General features: G+C 38.5%; 12 protein-coding genes and 1 pseudogene. 9 read left to right on the top strand and 4 right to left on the bottom strand.

Translation table 11 applies throughout. The annotated features are described in order from the left end of the window. Positions 1-45: 45 nt before the first annotated feature. A complete protein-coding gene (locus CBF35_RS10045; RefSeq protein ID WP_126780728.1) occupies positions 46-1,068 on the bottom strand; it encodes a serine hydrolase domain-containing protein in 1,023 nt (340 codons plus the stop codon). Between the two features lie 172 nt (positions 1,069-1,240). Between CBF35_RS10045 and CBF35_RS10040 the strand changes: the two genes are divergently transcribed. The 3 genes and pseudogenes from CBF35_RS10040 to CBF35_RS10030 all read left to right on the top strand — a co-directional run bounded on the left by CBF35_RS10040 (position 1,241) and on the right by CBF35_RS10030 (position 4,763). After that, positions 1,241-1,849, top strand: coding sequence for a hypothetical protein (locus CBF35_RS10040; RefSeq protein WP_126780726.1), 609 nt, complete (start codon positions 1,241-1,243; stop codon positions 1,847-1,849). A gap of 180 nt (positions 1,850-2,029) precedes the next feature. Continuing rightward, positions 2,030-3,204: pseudogene (locus tag CBF35_RS10035) on the top strand (MFS transporter). 353 nt (positions 3,205-3,557) lie between these two features. Next, the gene (locus CBF35_RS10030; protein WP_126780724.1) at positions 3,558-4,763 is read left to right on the top strand and encodes an NAD(P)/FAD-dependent oxidoreductase; all 1,206 of its coding nucleotides are present in this window, start codon (positions 3,558-3,560) and stop codon (positions 4,761-4,763) included. 50 nt (positions 4,764-4,813) lie between these two features. On the opposite strand, the gene CBF35_RS10025 is transcribed toward CBF35_RS10030, so the two are convergent. Genes CBF35_RS10025 through CBF35_RS10015 form a run of 3 tightly spaced genes read right to left on the bottom strand, consistent with a single transcriptional unit; the run spans position 4,814 to position 7,578 of the window. Next, positions 4,814-5,782 carry an NAD(P)H-dependent flavin oxidoreductase gene (locus tag CBF35_RS10025; protein WP_126780722.1) on the bottom strand — a complete coding sequence of 323 codons (969 nt, stop codon included), beginning with the start codon at positions 5,780-5,782 and terminating at the stop codon, positions 4,814-4,816. Positions 5,783-5,791: 9 nt separating this feature from the next. After that, positions 5,792-6,580 carry an enoyl-CoA hydratase/isomerase family protein gene (locus tag CBF35_RS10020; RefSeq protein ID WP_126780720.1) on the bottom strand — a complete coding sequence of 263 codons (789 nt, stop codon included), beginning with the start codon at positions 6,578-6,580 and terminating at the stop codon, positions 5,792-5,794. Then, on the bottom strand, positions 6,577-7,578 hold the full coding sequence (locus tag CBF35_RS10015) for a LysR family transcriptional regulator (RefSeq protein WP_126780718.1): 1,002 nt from the start codon (positions 7,576-7,578) through the stop codon (positions 6,577-6,579). The genes CBF35_RS10020 and CBF35_RS10015 overlap by 4 nt, the downstream gene beginning before the upstream one ends. Before the next feature lie 320 nt (positions 7,579-7,898). Between CBF35_RS10015 and CBF35_RS10010 the strand changes: the two genes are divergently transcribed. From CBF35_RS10010 to CBF35_RS09985, 6 genes are all read left to right on the top strand, one after another. Then, positions 7,899-9,107: an acyl-CoA dehydrogenase family protein gene (locus CBF35_RS10010; RefSeq protein ID WP_126780716.1), complete on the top strand. Its 1,209-nt coding sequence runs from the start codon at positions 7,899-7,901 to the stop codon at positions 9,105-9,107. Between the two features lie 46 nt (positions 9,108-9,153). Then, positions 9,154-11,418, top strand: a complete 2,265-nt coding sequence (locus CBF35_RS10005; RefSeq protein WP_126780714.1) for a 3-hydroxyacyl-CoA dehydrogenase/enoyl-CoA hydratase family protein — start codon at positions 9,154-9,156, stop codon at positions 11,416-11,418. An 18-nt stretch (positions 11,419-11,436) separates the two neighbouring features. After that, positions 11,437-12,609, top strand: coding sequence for a thiolase family protein (locus tag CBF35_RS10000; RefSeq protein ID WP_126780712.1), 1,173 nt, complete (start codon positions 11,437-11,439; stop codon positions 12,607-12,609). 16 nt (positions 12,610-12,625) lie between these two features. After that, positions 12,626-14,302, top strand: a complete 1,677-nt coding sequence (locus CBF35_RS09995; protein WP_126780710.1) for an AMP-binding protein — start codon at positions 12,626-12,628, stop codon at positions 14,300-14,302. 102 nt (positions 14,303-14,404) lie between these two features. After that, positions 14,405-14,728 carry a helix-turn-helix domain-containing protein gene (locus CBF35_RS09990; protein ID WP_126780708.1) on the top strand — a complete coding sequence of 108 codons (324 nt, stop codon included), beginning with the start codon at positions 14,405-14,407 and terminating at the stop codon, positions 14,726-14,728. Further along, the coding region (locus CBF35_RS09985; protein WP_148112182.1) for an IS3 family transposase at positions 14,707-15,131 on the top strand (425 nt) is incomplete at its 3' end. The genes CBF35_RS09990 and CBF35_RS09985, both read left to right, overlap by 22 nt.

The following is a 15,131-nucleotide window of genomic DNA, read 5'->3' as shown; positions in this document are numbered from 1 at the left end:
TCGAATCTTCCTCTCTATTTGAGTTCAAAAATAGTATAGCATAAATTAACTGAGTTGGGCTTTTTCTTGTAAATATATATCAAGAAGTTCCTGGCGTTTAAGTAAGTAAGCTTGACGATTATCTTCCGGATGAAGCCGATTTGAAAGGAAAACAAAGGCTTCTTGAGCTTTTTTATCAATCAGCAAAAAAGTGCCAGTATAACCAGTATGGAAAAGGATCGCCTCTTGAGAAGCGAGATCATATTTTAAGTCCCAACCTAAGGAACGGTTAAATGATTGGTTTGGGCTGTGGTCGGCAAAAAGTTGGTCAATGGTCTGAGCTTGCAATAGCCTTTGACCGGTAGCAGTTGTTCCACCAGCTAACATCATTTGGCAAAAGAGTAAGCAATCATCTAACGTTGAAAATAAACCAGCACTTCCACATTTTTCACCTAAGACAAAAGCTTTCGGATCATGGACAGTCCCGCAGATAACCCCACGTAATGGGTGATCCTCAGTAGCTGCAATGTCAGAGCAAGTAGGTGTGAAGCCACTGCTAGTCATACCTAAAGGGCCTAAGACTTCGTTTGTAATAACGGTTTGAACAGGTTGACCAGTTAATTTTTCAATTAGAAAACCTAATAAAAGTGTCCCAGTATCTGTATAAAGACACTTGTTTCCAATTAACTCACCGGAAGTTAAAGCTAGCAGAGCTTCCTTCAAAGGTTCAGCAGTTAATTGATCACGATTTTTGATATAAGGATTAATATCAGAAGTATGAGTCAGTAAGTGCCGAATTGTCACAAGGGAATCAGCAAACTCAGGCAAATGTTTTTTTAACGGGTCATCTAATTTTAACTGACCGGCTTCTAATAATTTTAAAATCAGGGTGTTCGTACCAATCATTTTAGTTAAAGAGGCCACATCAAACAACGTCTCTTTAGTCATTGGTCGCTGAGTTGGCAATAAGGCAGCAGACCCTAAGGCTTGTTGATAAGTTTCACCTTTTTTAACAAAAGCGAACACGGCACCTGGGAAAACATTTTCAGATAATTGTTTTTTTATGGTCAATTCAGTGTTATAATACATAGATTTCCCTCCTTTTTTGTCATTATAACAAAGATGATAAAGAGTTGGAACTGAAAGTCTAACAGTCGGAAAAAAAGACAGGCTGAGTAAAAAATCAGACCAAAGTGTGATGTTTTTTTGTTGACAATCAAATAAGATAGAGATAAGAGAAAAATGAATAGGGGAAAAGGGTATGTCAAAATATATTTACTTTATACACTCATCGACAACGTCGGTATTATCTAGGACAATTGGTTTATACACAAGAAATAAGTACAATCATGTCTCAATCTCTTTTGAACAAGATTTGTCAGAAGTTTATAGTTTTGGGCGGAAAGAAATTCACAATCCTTTAATAGGGGGCTTTGTCCAGGAAGACATGGCAACGGGACTTTTCACAGAAGCAACTTGTAGCATTTATCGCTTAGCTGTTAGTGAGGCTGAGTTTTTGAGAACTAGGCATTTAGTCAGAGAATTTGAAGGCCGCCAATCAGAATTACGTTACAATTTTTTAGGTTTAGTTTTTTTAAGCTGGGGTATGAACATTACTCGAGCCGACTATTATTTTTGTTCAGAGTTTGCGGCGACATTAATTAGGGAATGTACGTCGATTAATTTACCGAAACCAGCTAATTTTATGATGCCCCAAGATTTAGCGGAGTTACCTGGCATGGAAGGGATTTTTGAAGGGCAGATTGCTACGTATCGTGAATTCAACGAGTTATCAAAATTTGGTTATCCTTTAGAATGGCATCAAAGAAGTTATGATTTTAATCCGCAAGAACAAATTCCAAGTGTGTAATTTTATTCAGCAATTATTTTAAAAAAGAGACTAGCTTTCAGGAGTGGCTCTTTTTTTGTTTGTTATTTAATAATAAACAAATTAAAAAAAGTAGCAGAGTGAGTCTTATTTTCTTGCTCAAAGCACAGTTTAAAGGCATAATATGAAAGATTAAAGTAAATTATTGAAGGAGTTGTTGTTATGGGGAATAAGGAGTCAAAGCAAATGATTTTAATAGTCATTGCTAATCTTTTTGTCGTCTTTTTAGGAATCGGGTTAGTTATTCCAGTTATGCCGACATTTATGCACAAAATGAATTTATCCGGTCAAACGATGGGCTATCTAGTGGCAGCTTTTGCTGTTGCTCAGTTAATCTGTTCGCCAATTGCCGGCCGTTTTTCAGATATGTTTGGACGAAAAAAATGATTGTCATTGGTATGTTAGTCTATTCAATTTCAGAGCTATTATACGGAATGGGACAAGTTGTCTCAGTTTTATATCTTTCAAGGCTACTAGGCGGCTTAGCTGCAGCGTTAATCATGCCCTCAGTGATGGCCTTTGTGGCAGACGTAACAACGATTGAAGAACGACCAAAAGCCATGGGCTGGGTGTCAGGTGCCATTAGTGGTGGGTTTATTATCGGTCCCGGGATTGGCGGATTTTTAGGGGATATCGGTACTCGAGTGCCCTTCTTCGTTGCTAGTATTCTCGGTTTAATTGGCTTCGGCTTTGCCTTAGTCTTTCTAAAGGAACCAGTGAAAGCTGAAAGTCTGGAAGTTGTCCCAAAATCTAGTTTTAAAGAAGTCTTGTTAATGCCAGCCTTAAGTTTTCCTTTCTTAATCATTTTAGTGAATGCTTTTGGTTTAGCAGCCTTTGAATCGATTTATAGTATTTATGTTGATCTCAATTATGGCTTTACGGTTCGAGACATCGCAGTAGTAATTACTGTCAGTGGTGTTTTTGCCTTAATTGCCCAGTTAGTCTTTTTTGATGGTATGGTGAAGCGTCTAGGCGAGATTGGTTTAATAAGAATTTGTTTATTATTAAGTGCTATTTTTGTACTTGGATTAGTTTTTTCAACCGGCTACTGGACAGTTTTAATTTGTACCTTTGTTGTATTTTTAGCCTTTGATTTAATTAGACCAGCAATCACGACCTTTTTATCAAAACACGCTGGTGACAATCAAGGCTCTGTTAGTGGCATTAACTCAGCCCTAACTAGTGTCGGTAATATCGTAGGACCAATTTTATCAGGAACATTGTTAGACTTGGATTCCCACTACCCTTATTATGTTGTAGTAGTTATTTTAACAGTGAGTTTCGCCATGACATTGTTGTGGCGTCAAAAACCAACTACTGTTATTTCAGAGTTATAATTCAAAAAAGCAACCTAGACAATTTAGGTTGCTTTTTTTTCACAAACTGTTGAATAAGGGTTGTAATAAAGGTCTTTTTATTATAAGCAAAGAGGGAATATTCAGTAACTTTATTTAGTATTTAGATAAAGTTTTTATCGTGTGTTTTACTGATATAACGCTAATTAGTGAAGAAAAGAACAAAATAACTATAACAGTTTTCACATAATGCAAACAGATTATTTTCTTTTTTGTGAAAAACATGTTTTAATATAATTGTGTAAAGGATACTTGGTTCAAAAAAACAGGTTTAAATGAAAGAAAGCCCACGATTATTACGAGAGTCTGGACTATTATTGGGAGGAAAAAAGAGAATGAGTAAAACACAAATCGTTGTCCTAGGAGCTGGCTATGCTGGTCTGAAAACTGTGAAAGGGTTACAGAAAAAAAACTTAGAGGCGACAATTACTTTAATCAACAAAAATGATTATCACTATGAAGCAACGCAATTACATGAGGTCGCTGCTGGAACACAGCCAGCCAGCAAAATTTCTTTTGATATTAAAGACGTTATTGATGCCAAAAAAGTTAATTTTATTAAAGACACAGTAACGATGATTGATAAAGAAACTAAAGTTATTACTTTAGAATCAGGAAAAACTGTTGATTATGACAAATTAGTTGTCGCTTTAGGTTTTGAATCAGAATCATTTGGGATTAAAGGCGTTGATGAATTTGGTTGGCCTTTAGTTGATATTAAAACAGCTGAAGCAGCCTTAGCTCAATTAGATAAGAACATCCAAAACTACCAAAAATCACAAGATCTTAAAGACTTAAGCATTGTTGTTTGTGGTGCTGGTTTTACAAGTATTGAATACTTAGGAGAAATCACAAATCGTTTGCCTAAATTAGCTGATAAATATAACTTCCCAATGTCAGAAGTTAAAATCACTTGTATTGAAGCAATGCCAAAATTACTACCAATGTTCTCTGGTAATCTATCTGATTACGGCGTTAATGTCTTGAAAAAACGGGGAGTTGACTTTATCGTTGGCACGCCGATTAAAGAAATTAAAGCCCAAGCGGTTGTTTATGAAGAGAATGGTGAGCTTAAAGAAGTTGCAGCCAATACGATTATTTGGACAACTGGCGTACGTGGCAGTAGCGTGATTGGTGCCTCTGGCTTTGATGAACGTCGTGGTCGCGTAATGGTTGAACCAAACTTAACAGTAACTAATTATCCTGAAATCTTTATGATTGGTGATGTTAGTGCAGTGATGGACGAAGCAAATGGTCGTCCTTATCCAACAACGGCCCAAATTGCCCTAGCTCAAGCCGACTTAGTTGTTGAAAACATCGTCGCTCAATTCGCTAACCAAGAACTTAAGAGCTTCACTTTTAAATCATTAGGAACAGTTGCTTCCATTGGTAACAATGACGGAATTGGTCATTCATTTAACCGGGATTGGAAAGGCTGGACAGCCTCAGTCATGAAAAAAGGAATTGTTGATAAATCATTATTACAAGTCGGTTCACCAAAAGTTTTACTGAAAAAAGGCCGCTTTGATTTCTATCACTAATAGTAAAAAAGACGATTAATATTAATCGTCTTTTTTATTAGCAATTTACTTTAAGTCGCCAACACATTCATCTGCTGATGACTAGTTTGAAAGCCAGTCATTAATTCGTTGATAATCTCACTGGCCGGTAGAATCTCATTAATTCGACCGATTGCTTGGCCAACAACGATCTGGGCCTCATCAATTTGGCCACTTTCCATCGCTTTGAATGATTTAATCCCTGAAATATAAGGCATTAATTCAGCTAGTGTTGCCCCATCAGCTTCAAGTTGTAAGATTTTTTCAGCTAGGGGATTGTGATAAACACGCATGGCATTATTTAAAGATTGTAAAGTTAAAACAGTTTGATGTTCTTGAATCTTTAATAACGTTTCCCGAAATTCAGGAGAAGTTTTAACTTCTCTTGAGGCTAAGAAGCGAGTTCCTAACATGACACCATCCACACCTAAAGACATGGCGCTGTAAAAACTTTTACCATCACAAATTCCGCCAGCGCCGATAATTGGGATAGTAAGCTCACTGACGGCTTTGGCGAAAAAGATACTACTCGTAACGTCATGGATTCCAGGGTGGCCACCACACTCATAGCCGACAATAGTTACAGCATCGACGCCCAAGTCTTGGGCTTTTTTGGCGTGTTTTAACGTTGACACTTTGTGGGTACAAATTAAACCATGATCTTTAAAAATCGGCACTAATCCTTGGGGGCTTCGTCCAGACGTTTCAACAATTGGGACTTGTTCTTTAATCACAACTTCGATAAAAGACTTCGTTAAACTATCGATGACGACTTCTGGTAACATCGAAATATTTACGGCAAAAGGCTTTGACGTTCGTTCTTTAATCTCGCGAATCGCTGAGCGTAACTCTTCTGGTTGCCGAAAAGACATCGCAGGAATTGTCCCCAGACCACCAGCTTCAGAGACAGCTACAGCTAAATCAGTCATCGATAAATATTGGAGGGCACCTTGAATAATCGGGTACTTAATGTCGAATAGTTCAGTTATTTTTGTTTTCATATGTTCTCCTTACTTAAATTGTGGTAGACGTTTTTCTAAAAAGGCAGTGACCCCTTCTTTAAAATCAGAAGTATGGCTGCAGCGAAGTTGAGCAGTGGCTTCCTTTCCTAAATAACTTTCAAAATCGTGGAAAGTGGTCTCATAAATCAAGGCTTTCATTTCGTGAAAAGCCACAGCTGGCCCGCGACTAAGTTTTTTTGCTAAATTATCGACTTCTAAAGCTAAGGTTTCTTTACTCGTTAATTGAAAAATAATCCCTAAACTATAAGCTTCTTTAGCTGAAAGAGTTGTCCCAGTCAAGGCAAGATTCATGGCCCGGGTACTACCGATGGCTTTTGAAAGAAGGTACAACCCGCCAGCATCGGGAATTAGCCCAACTTTGACAAAAGCTTGACTGAAAGTTGCCGTTTCGGCGGCAATCAAAAAATCAGCGGCTAAAGCTAAATTAAAACCAGCCCCTGCAGCCGGTCCGCTAATTGCGGCAATCACAATTTGAGACGTTTTTTTAATTTCTAAAGTAATCTCTGTTAAGAGCCTTAGGAGAGCCTGAAATTGCTGATCAGCTGCAGAAGAAGCTAACCCTTGAGACATCGCTAAGAGATCACCCCCACTGCTAAAGGCGTTACTCGTACTATTGATGATGACGACTTTTACACCCTCCTGATTTTTAGCGTAAATTAAGGCTTGATGCAGTTCTGTCAGGAGGCTTTCATTCAGAGCATTCATATTATGGGGAGTGTTGAGGGAAATAGTCATAATTGCTGGTTCTGATTTAATTAATATATTTTGATTATTCATAGGATCCTTTCTAAGTTAGTCAGTCGACTAAGGTCAGAGGGGACTTTGCGATTTAATGAGGCTGGGGAAGTTGGATAAAGGTGACTTTCACTGTTTTCTAAGTGGGTTTGAGTGTAGTTTAAAGCGGCATTTTTAACGAGTTTCGCAGCGGTTGTCAGGGGATTGTCTTGATTCCAGACGAGATAAATCGTCCGAATAATGTACAAATCGATTAGGCGAATAATTTTGATTCCTGGTAAATGAGCAGCTGGCACATCAATCACAAAGGCAATTCCCAGACCTGCTTTAACTAAATTAATCATACTTAATTCTTCGTTAGCTTGAATGGAGGTTTTAAAGGAAAAATTGTGGTAGCCTTTTTTACTAATTGTTGACTCAATGTCATGAATAATGCCGGTACCGGCGCTATAGCTGACAAATACTTGATCTTTTATCTCCTTAAAAGTGACAGCTTCTTTAGCAGCTAGTGAGTGATTTTCAGGCACAATTAAAATAACTTCTTCGTTGTATAAGGCTTGTCGATTTAGGCTGGCATGAGGGCCCTCAAGTCGAAATTCGCCACAAAAGCCAATATCTGACTTACCGGCAACAACATCATCTAACACTTGTTTATTGTGTCCTTGAGCCAGATTAAAATTGAGGAGGGGACTTTGTTGGCTGAGATAGTCAAGAAAACCAGGAATGTAGTATGAGCCAACGGAAAAAATACAGCTGATGTCAACAGTCCCAGTTTTAAGATCAGCCATATTTTGGATGACTGCCACGCCTTCACTAATCTCTTTATAAGCAACGGTCACGTAGGCCAAGAAAATCTTACCATATTTGGTCAATTGAATGTTCCGACCAACTTTCTTAAACAGCGGCACTTCAAGCTTACTTTCTAAATTGCTAATCGCTTTACTTAAGGCTGAAGTTGTAATGAAAAGACTTTCGGCAGCTTGAGAAAAACTTTCGTATTCAGCGACTTTTAAAAAATACATTAAGTGTTGCCAATTCATATTATACCTCCTTATTAGCGTGTTTTGAAAGCGGTTAACGATTACTACAATAATTATGTTACCGTTATTTTTTTGAGAAATCAATTTTACTGATTGAATGAATTAGGTGTAATAATACGTTCTTTTAGATTAGGTTTGATTATAGGTAATATTAACTTTTAAATTAACAAACTCAGGGGAAATTTGTTGATTTTTTTTCTATCATAGTCAGAAAAAATGGAAACGACACCTTACTTTTAGCAGATTATAATAAAGACAACCCGCTACTATTGGCAAATGACTAGTCTTTTTATACTAACTAAAATGAGGAGTGTGTCTTTATGAAAGATGAACGAAGGGGAGCTTTAAAAGCTTTTTACCCGCTGGATTTGTTTGGTTATGCCAATCAATTAACTGATGGAGAGTTTGCCGTTTTGAAACGTTTGAGAACATTTTTAGAAACCAAGTTACAACCTGAATTAGCGGATTTATGGGAGCGAGCAGAGTTTCCTTACCACTTACTAACTGATTTTGTTGCTACGGGTGTAATGGATGATCCAGTCCTCTTTGAAGAAACGGCTAGCCCTTATAAAACCCGGGAGATTTTTACTTTTTTTAGAGATTTTGAACTAGCTAAAGTCGACCCATCTTTTACGACATTTATTGGGGTTCACGGTGGTTTATATTTAAATACATTATTAGCTTTAGCTGATGAAGAACAACTAGAACGTTGGGCCAAACCAGCTATGACTATGGCGACTCAAGGTTGCTTTGCGTTAACTGAGCCAGAGCACGGGTCGGATATTTCTGGCGGTTTAGCAACAACGGCAGAAAAAATTGATGACGAATGGGTCATTAATGGTGAAAAACGCTGGATAGGTGGCGCAAATACAGCTGATGAAATTGCTGTCTTTGCCCGGGACTTAACTGATGGCCAAGTAAAAGCTTTCATTGTACCGAGGACAGCCCCAGGGATTACGATTGAAGTGATTCCCCAAAAAATAGCTTTACGAATTTTACAAAATACGAACATCACTTTTGATAATGTCGTCATTGATGAAGACCGTTTGTTGACTAAATCTCGTTCTTTTAAAGACATTTCGAAAATTTTAGGGGTTACCCGTTCAGAAGTTGGTCATATGGCAACGGGGGCGGCTGCAGGCGCCTTGGAAGCAGCTCAACGCTATGTTAAAAGCCGTGAACAATTTGGTAAACCTTTAGGATCTTTCCAATTAGTCCAAGCTAAGTTAGCAACGATGCAAGCCAATGTTACTGCTTGTATGAGTTATTCAGTAGGAATTGCCCAAATTCAAGAAGCAGGTATTTATGAAGACGTCAATTCTTCCTTAACTAAAATGCATAACGCCCTCCGTTTACGGGAAACCGTTGCTTTAGCTAGAGAAGTTTGCGGTGGTAATGGGATTGTTCTTGAAAATGATGTGGCTCGCTTTTTTGCCGATGCAGAAGGTATTTACTCTTATGAAGGAACCCATGAAATGAATGCCTTAATTGTTGGCCGAAAATTGACTGGTTACCCAGCCTTTGTTTAGTGAATAATTGTAAACTATCGTTTTGGAAGTAGAGGAGGAAACAGGAATGACAATGCCAATTATCAAAAATGTCACAGTTCTTGGTGCAGGAGTCATGGGACGACAAATAGCTGCTCATTTCGCTAATGCAGGAATGAAAGTTGCTTTACTAGACCGAGTAGTTGATTCAGAACAACCTGATTCATTAGGCAGTCAGGCGCTAAAAGAACTAGCTAAGCCTAACAATCGTGAGTTAATGTCAAAAGATAAGTTACAACTGATCACAATTGGTAACTTGGAAAATCCTAAAAAATGGTTGAAAAAAGCCGATTTAATTATTGAGGCAGTAGCAGAAGACTTGAAAATCAAACATGATGTTTGGGAAATTGCTGATAAATTTGCTAAGAAAAAAGCTATTATGGCGACTAATACTTCAGGCATCCCAATTGCTCAAGTTGCTGCTAACTTAAGTTCTCAGCGACAAGAGCGCTTTATGGGCATGCATTTTTTCAATCCGCCACGTTTTATGCGCTTACTAGAACTAATTCCACTGCCGTCGACCCAGCTCCAGCTAGTTGCTTTTATGAAAGCCTTCGCAGAAGTCCGCTTAGGTAAAGGAGTGATTATTGCCAAAGATACGATTAACTTTATTGGCAATCGCTTAGGCGTCTTTGCAACTTTAGATAGTTTAAGACGAGGACCAGCAGCCGGGTTTAGTCTCAGCACTGTAGATGCTTTAACCGGTCAACTCATAGGACGGCCAAAAGCTGGGACTTTTCGTACTGGTGACTTAGTTGGTTTAGACATTCTAGCAAATGTTGCTAAAAATATGGAAAGTCATCAAGACCGTGATTTATTTGAATTGCCAGAAATTTTAACAACATTAGTCAAACAGCAATTCTTAGGGCAAAAAACTGGTAGTGGTTTTTATCGCAAAGATCCCAAACTTGGCTTGTTAGAGTATAGCCAAGACAAGCAGGAATACTTGCCTGTAAAGGCGGCGGAACTGCCGATTCTAAAAGCAACTAAAAAGTTGTCATTGGCAGAAAAAGTCGAGTATCTATTTACCCACCAAGAAGACGCTTATGCTCAGTTTAGCTGGGAAAGTCTCCGAAATATGATGTGGTATAGTGCCAATGCGATTCCGGAAATTAGTGATGACTTCCTGGAAATTGATCGAGCTCTTGTCTGGGGCTTTAACTGGGAAGTTGGCATCTTTAAAATGTGGGATATGTTAGGAAAAGACCGGGTGATTGAGAACATTGAAAAGGCCGGTTTAACTCTACCTAGTTGGGTTAAAGAGCGGCAAGAAGCCTTCTACCCAGGCGCTAAGGAAGTTGATGTTGATTTGCCAGGAGCTGAAATTATTAAAGAAACCTCAGGGGCAACGATTATTGACTTAGGAGATAATGTGTTAGGTTTTAAAATTAATACCCGCCATAATACGATTACAAACGAGTTGTTTCAAGAGTTGAATCAAGTCTTAGATGAGTTAGAAAAATCATCAAACCAAGGCTTAGTTATTTTCGCCCCAGGTAAAAACTTTTCAGTAGGTGCGAACCTTTATGATCTGTTAACAGGCATTAAAACCAATAGCTGGTTACAAGTGACGGGGGAAATTAATTATTTCCAACAAACAACGAAACGCCTTAAATACTTTACTAAGCCAGTTGTGACTGTCGTTCATGGCCGAGTCCTTGGTGGTGGCGCAGAATTAATGTTACACAGTCCTTTTGTAGTGGCAGATGCCGAATCTTATATCGGTTTAGTTGAAATTGGTGTAGGCTTAATTCCAGGTGGTGGTGGTACGAAAGAAATGTTAGCTCGGAGTTTAGCAAAAGCACGGTTTGAACCAGATGTTCCCGCTGAAAAGTTTTTAAGAGAACACTTTACGACCATCTTTAGCGGTTTTGTCTCGAGCAGTGCCTTTCAAGCGAAAGAAAAAGCCTTCTTACGTGACCAGGATCTGATTGTGATGAATCACGCAGAGTTACTGAGAGTTGCCAAAGCCAAAGTTATCTTTGAAAACCAAGCTGGTTTTAGACCAGCTATCGAGTATCCTTTGGTAGCTATGGGCGAAGACGTCAATGCGTTATTTACTGCCCAACTACTACAGTTGCAAGCTGGGCAATTTATTTCTGACCACGATTTTAAAATCGGCCAGGCCTTAGCTGAGTTAATGACTTTAGGCAACTTAGTGAAAGGCTCCGAATTGTCAGAAGACGCCTTTTTAAAATTAGAAAAAGAACTATTTATTGCTTTATGTCAGGAAGAAAAGAGCGAAGCTAGAATTACCCAGATGTTGCAGACGGGGAAACCCTTGAGAAATTAAAGGAGAAGGTGAAAATCAATGGAAAAAAGAGGAGCATATATTGTCGCTTACGGTCGCTCGCCAATTGCCAAAAGTAATCAAACTGGCGCCTTGCGCTATACACGACCAGAAGATGTTGCTAGTGAAGTGTTGACGGGGGTCTTAAAGCAAATCCCAGACTTCAATTACGAGTTGATTGAAGATGTTATCATTGGCTGTGCCTTCCCTGAAGGAGAACAAGGGACTAACTTAGCCAAAATCATTGCTGATCGCAGTGGTTTGCCAGAAAGCGTGCCAGGACAAACAGTCAACCGTTATTGTGCTTCAAGTTTACAAACGATAGCTGATGGTGCCAGTCATATTAAAGCTGGTCATGTTAACTGTGTTGTCGCAGGTGGCGTTGAATTTATGAGCCGCATACCGATGGGGGGCGGAGCTTTCGCACCAAATCCAAGTTTAATTAAGACCCACCCGGAAAGCTATATGGCAATGGGCATTACGGCGGAAAATGTCGCTGACCAGTATCAAATCAGTCGTCAAGAGCAAGATGAGTTTGCTGTCAGTAGCCATCAAAAAGCTTGGCAAGCCCAAGAGCAGGAAAAGTTCACAGAAATAATCCCAGTAACAGCTTATTTACCAGATAGTCATAACCAGCTCGTTCCAAGTGAGTTTAAAAAAGATCAAGGCATTCGCCCAGAAACTGATCAGAACAAATTAGCTCAATTGAAACCAGCCTTTAAGCTAGGCGGCAGTGTCACTGCCGGAAATTCCTCTCAAACAAGTGATGGAGCGGCGATGCTAGTACTAATGTCTGGGGAACTAGTTGAACAGTTAAAGCTTCAACCAATTGCTAAGTTTGTCGATTTTACGATTGTCGGTTTAGATCCGAAAATTATGGGAGTTGGGGCTCTTAAAAGTATTGAGAGTCTCTTAGCTAAAAGGAATCTCAAACCAGAAGAGATTGACCTTTTTGAAATTAATGAAGCTTTTGCTTCACAAGCAGCTTTAGCAGTTAAGAGCTTAAATCTGCCATCAGATAAAGTCAATGTCAATGGTGGAGCTATTGCTCTAGGCCATCCATTAGGGGCAACTGGAGCCATTTTAACAAGTAAATTATTAGCAGAATTAGGCCGTCGGAAGGAGCAAACCGGTGTCGTCAGCCTATGTATTGGTGGCGGGATGGGAGCAGCGGCTTTAATCGAGTATTTATAAAAAAGAGGAGTAGATTATGGAGAAAATATGGTTAGAAAGTTACCCTCCTGATGTGAAAGATGAAATCTCACTAGCTACTTATCCCTCACTTTCAGCGATGTTTACTGAAAGTGTCAAAAACTATGGCGTTAAACCTGCTTATCATAATATGGGTAAAACCCTCTCTTATACAGAAGCAGGGCAATTAGTTGATGATTTTAGCAGCTATTTACGTTACCACTTAAAACTAAAAAAAGGCCAAAGAGTAGCCGTAATGATGCCGAATTTATTACAATATCCTGTGGCAGTCTTTGGAATTTTACAAGCAGAATTAACAGTTGTGAATATTAACCCCTTGTATACCCCAAGGGAGTTAGAACATCAATTAATCGATAGTGGGGCAACGACAATTATTATTTTAGAAAATTATGCCCATGTCTTAGCAGAAGTCATTGAAAAAACAGCTATCAAACATGTGATAACAACGACTGTCGGTGATTTATTAGGACCAAAAGGAACCCTGATTAATTTTGCAGTCAGACACCTTAAAAAGTTAGTGCCAGCTTACCAGTTGCCTAATGACTTAAAGTTTAAAGAGATATTAAAACAAGGTAAAAGTCTCTTAAAAGTTGAACCGACGTTAACGCATGAGGATGTGGCTTTCTTACAATATACTAGTGCCACTACCGGTGTTGCTAAAGGGGCGGTCTTAACTCACGGTAATATTGTCGCTAATATGCTCCAAGTCTCGGAATGGATCAAAGGCGATATTCGTAAAGGTGGAGAAGTTGTTGTGGCGGCCTTACCGCTGTATCATATCTTCTCATTAACCGCTAATTTAATGACATTTACGATGTTTGGTGCCTTAAATATCTTAATCACGAATCCACGGGAATTAGATGACTTCGTTAAAACTTTAAGGAAGTTTCCAATTTCAATTTTAATAGGTGTCAATACTCTTTTTAATGGTTTATTAAATCATAATCAGTTTAGTTCCTTAGATTTTAATAGTTGGCGCTTTGGGTTTGCCGGTGGCATGGCAGTTCAAAAAGTTGTCGCCGACAAGTGGCAAGAAGTGACTGGCAAGCCTTTGATTGAAGCTTATGGCTTAACTGAAACAAGTCCGGCCGTTTGTATGAATCCTTTGAATGAACAAAATCGTGTAGGCTCAATTGGCTTGCCAATTCCCCACACCGATATTAGTATTCGAAATACCTTAGGCCAAGAAGTAAGCTTAGGGGAGAAAGGGGAGCTTTGGATTAAAGGGCCTCAAGTCATGACTCATTATTGGCAACGGCCACAAGCCACGGCGGAAGCTTTTGACAAACAAGGATTTTTTGCAACAGGTGATATTGCGACTGTTAGTCCAGATGGCTTTGTTAACTTAGTCGATCGGAAAAAAGACATGATTTTAGTTTCAGGTTTTAATGTTTATCCAAATGAAGTTGAAGATGTGATGGTTGCTCATCCTGATATTTTAGAAGTTGCATGTATTGGTGTACCTGATAAAAAAACCGGTGAGGCAGTCAAACTAGTTGTTGTTCCCCATAGTCAAGAGCCGGCTAAAAAAGTCTTGATTGCATTTGCCCAAAAGCATTTAACAGCTTATAAAGTACCTAAAAAAATTGATTTCACGACAGAGTTGCCTAAAAATAATGTTGGTAAGATTTTACGTCGTGAACTAAGAGAAGTCCCTGTCAAAAAAGAGTCCTAAAGACCAAGCTAGTATAGGGTGAACTGACCCCATAGGTTGAGACAAATATAAAAACACCCCCGTTGAATTCGTGTAAAATGAAGAAAACGGAGGTGTATTTTTATGGTTAAACGAATTTCATACCCATTAGAAGTTAAAGAAGCAGCTATACGAATGAAGTTGGAAGGAAAAACAACTAGAGAAATCATGTCAGAATTAAATGTCAGAAATAGAACACAAGTAAACACGTGGTGGCAATGGTACAGAAAAGGAGAATCTTATCGATTCTCACAAGGAGTAGGTAAACAATACAGTTATGGTAAAGGAAGAGAGGAACTAAGTTCTGAAGAGCGATTGAAACAGGAAAATAAGTATTTAAAGCAGGAAAATGATGTCTTAAAAAAATACAAAGAGTTGGAAAGGAAGTGGAAGCTGAAACATTTATAGAATTAGTTGATTCGTTTAAAGGAAAGGTTTCAATCACTTGGTTATGCGATTATTTTAATATTCCTAGAAGCACATATTACCGTTGGACTAAGATAAGTAACAAAAAAGATAGCCGAGTTGCACGTATTAAAGAACTTTGCAACGAACATAATTATACTTATGGTTATCGAAAAATCACATTTCTTCTTAGAAAAGAAATGCAAGTTAATCACAAGGTTGTTCAACGAATTATGCAAACCTACGGTTGGAATTGTCGAGTTAAAACAAAAAAAGCACATCGACCAGGATCGGCTTATTTCAAAACATCTAACTTGATTGACAGAAAATTTCATTCAAAGAAACCATTAGAAAAAATCACAACGGACATTACTTATCTTGATTATGGACCTAAGAGACTTTATCT

The sequence above is a fragment of the Vagococcus salmoninarum genome, from assembly GCF_003987495.1.
GTDB lineage: Bacteria > Bacillota > Bacilli > Lactobacillales > Vagococcaceae > Vagococcus_D > Vagococcus_D salmoninarum.
This window is presented reverse-complemented; position numbering and strand designations above follow the sequence as displayed.

Bases quoted from the DNA above. Each gene is read 5' to 3' on its own strand.
- CBF35_RS10045 (WP_126780728.1), bottom strand. From the start codon at position 1,068: ATGTATTATAACACTGAATTGACCATAAAAAAACAATTATCTGAAAAT.
- CBF35_RS10040 (WP_126780726.1), top strand. From the start codon at position 1,241: ATGTCAAAATATATTTACTTTATACACTCATCGACAACGTCGGTATTA.
- CBF35_RS10030 (WP_126780724.1), top strand. From the start codon at position 3,558: ATGAGTAAAACACAAATCGTTGTCCTAGGAGCTGGCTATGCTGGTCTG.
- CBF35_RS10025 (WP_126780722.1), bottom strand. From the start codon at position 5,782: ATGAAAACAAAAATAACTGAACTATTCGACATTAAGTACCCGATTATT.
- CBF35_RS10020 (WP_126780720.1), bottom strand. From the start codon at position 6,580: ATGAATAATCAAAATATATTAATTAAATCAGAACCAGCAATTATGACT.
- CBF35_RS10015 (WP_126780718.1), bottom strand. From the start codon at position 7,578: ATGAATTGGCAACACTTAATGTATTTTTTAAAAGTCGCTGAATACGAA.
- CBF35_RS10010 (WP_126780716.1), top strand. From the start codon at position 7,899: ATGAAAGATGAACGAAGGGGAGCTTTAAAAGCTTTTTACCCGCTGGAT.
- CBF35_RS10005 (WP_126780714.1), top strand. From the start codon at position 9,154: ATGACAATGCCAATTATCAAAAATGTCACAGTTCTTGGTGCAGGAGTC.
- CBF35_RS10000 (WP_126780712.1), top strand. From the start codon at position 11,437: ATGGAAAAAAGAGGAGCATATATTGTCGCTTACGGTCGCTCGCCAATT.
- CBF35_RS09995 (WP_126780710.1), top strand. From the start codon at position 12,626: ATGGAGAAAATATGGTTAGAAAGTTACCCTCCTGATGTGAAAGATGAA.
- CBF35_RS09990 (WP_126780708.1), top strand. From the start codon at position 14,405: ATGGTTAAACGAATTTCATACCCATTAGAAGTTAAAGAAGCAGCTATA.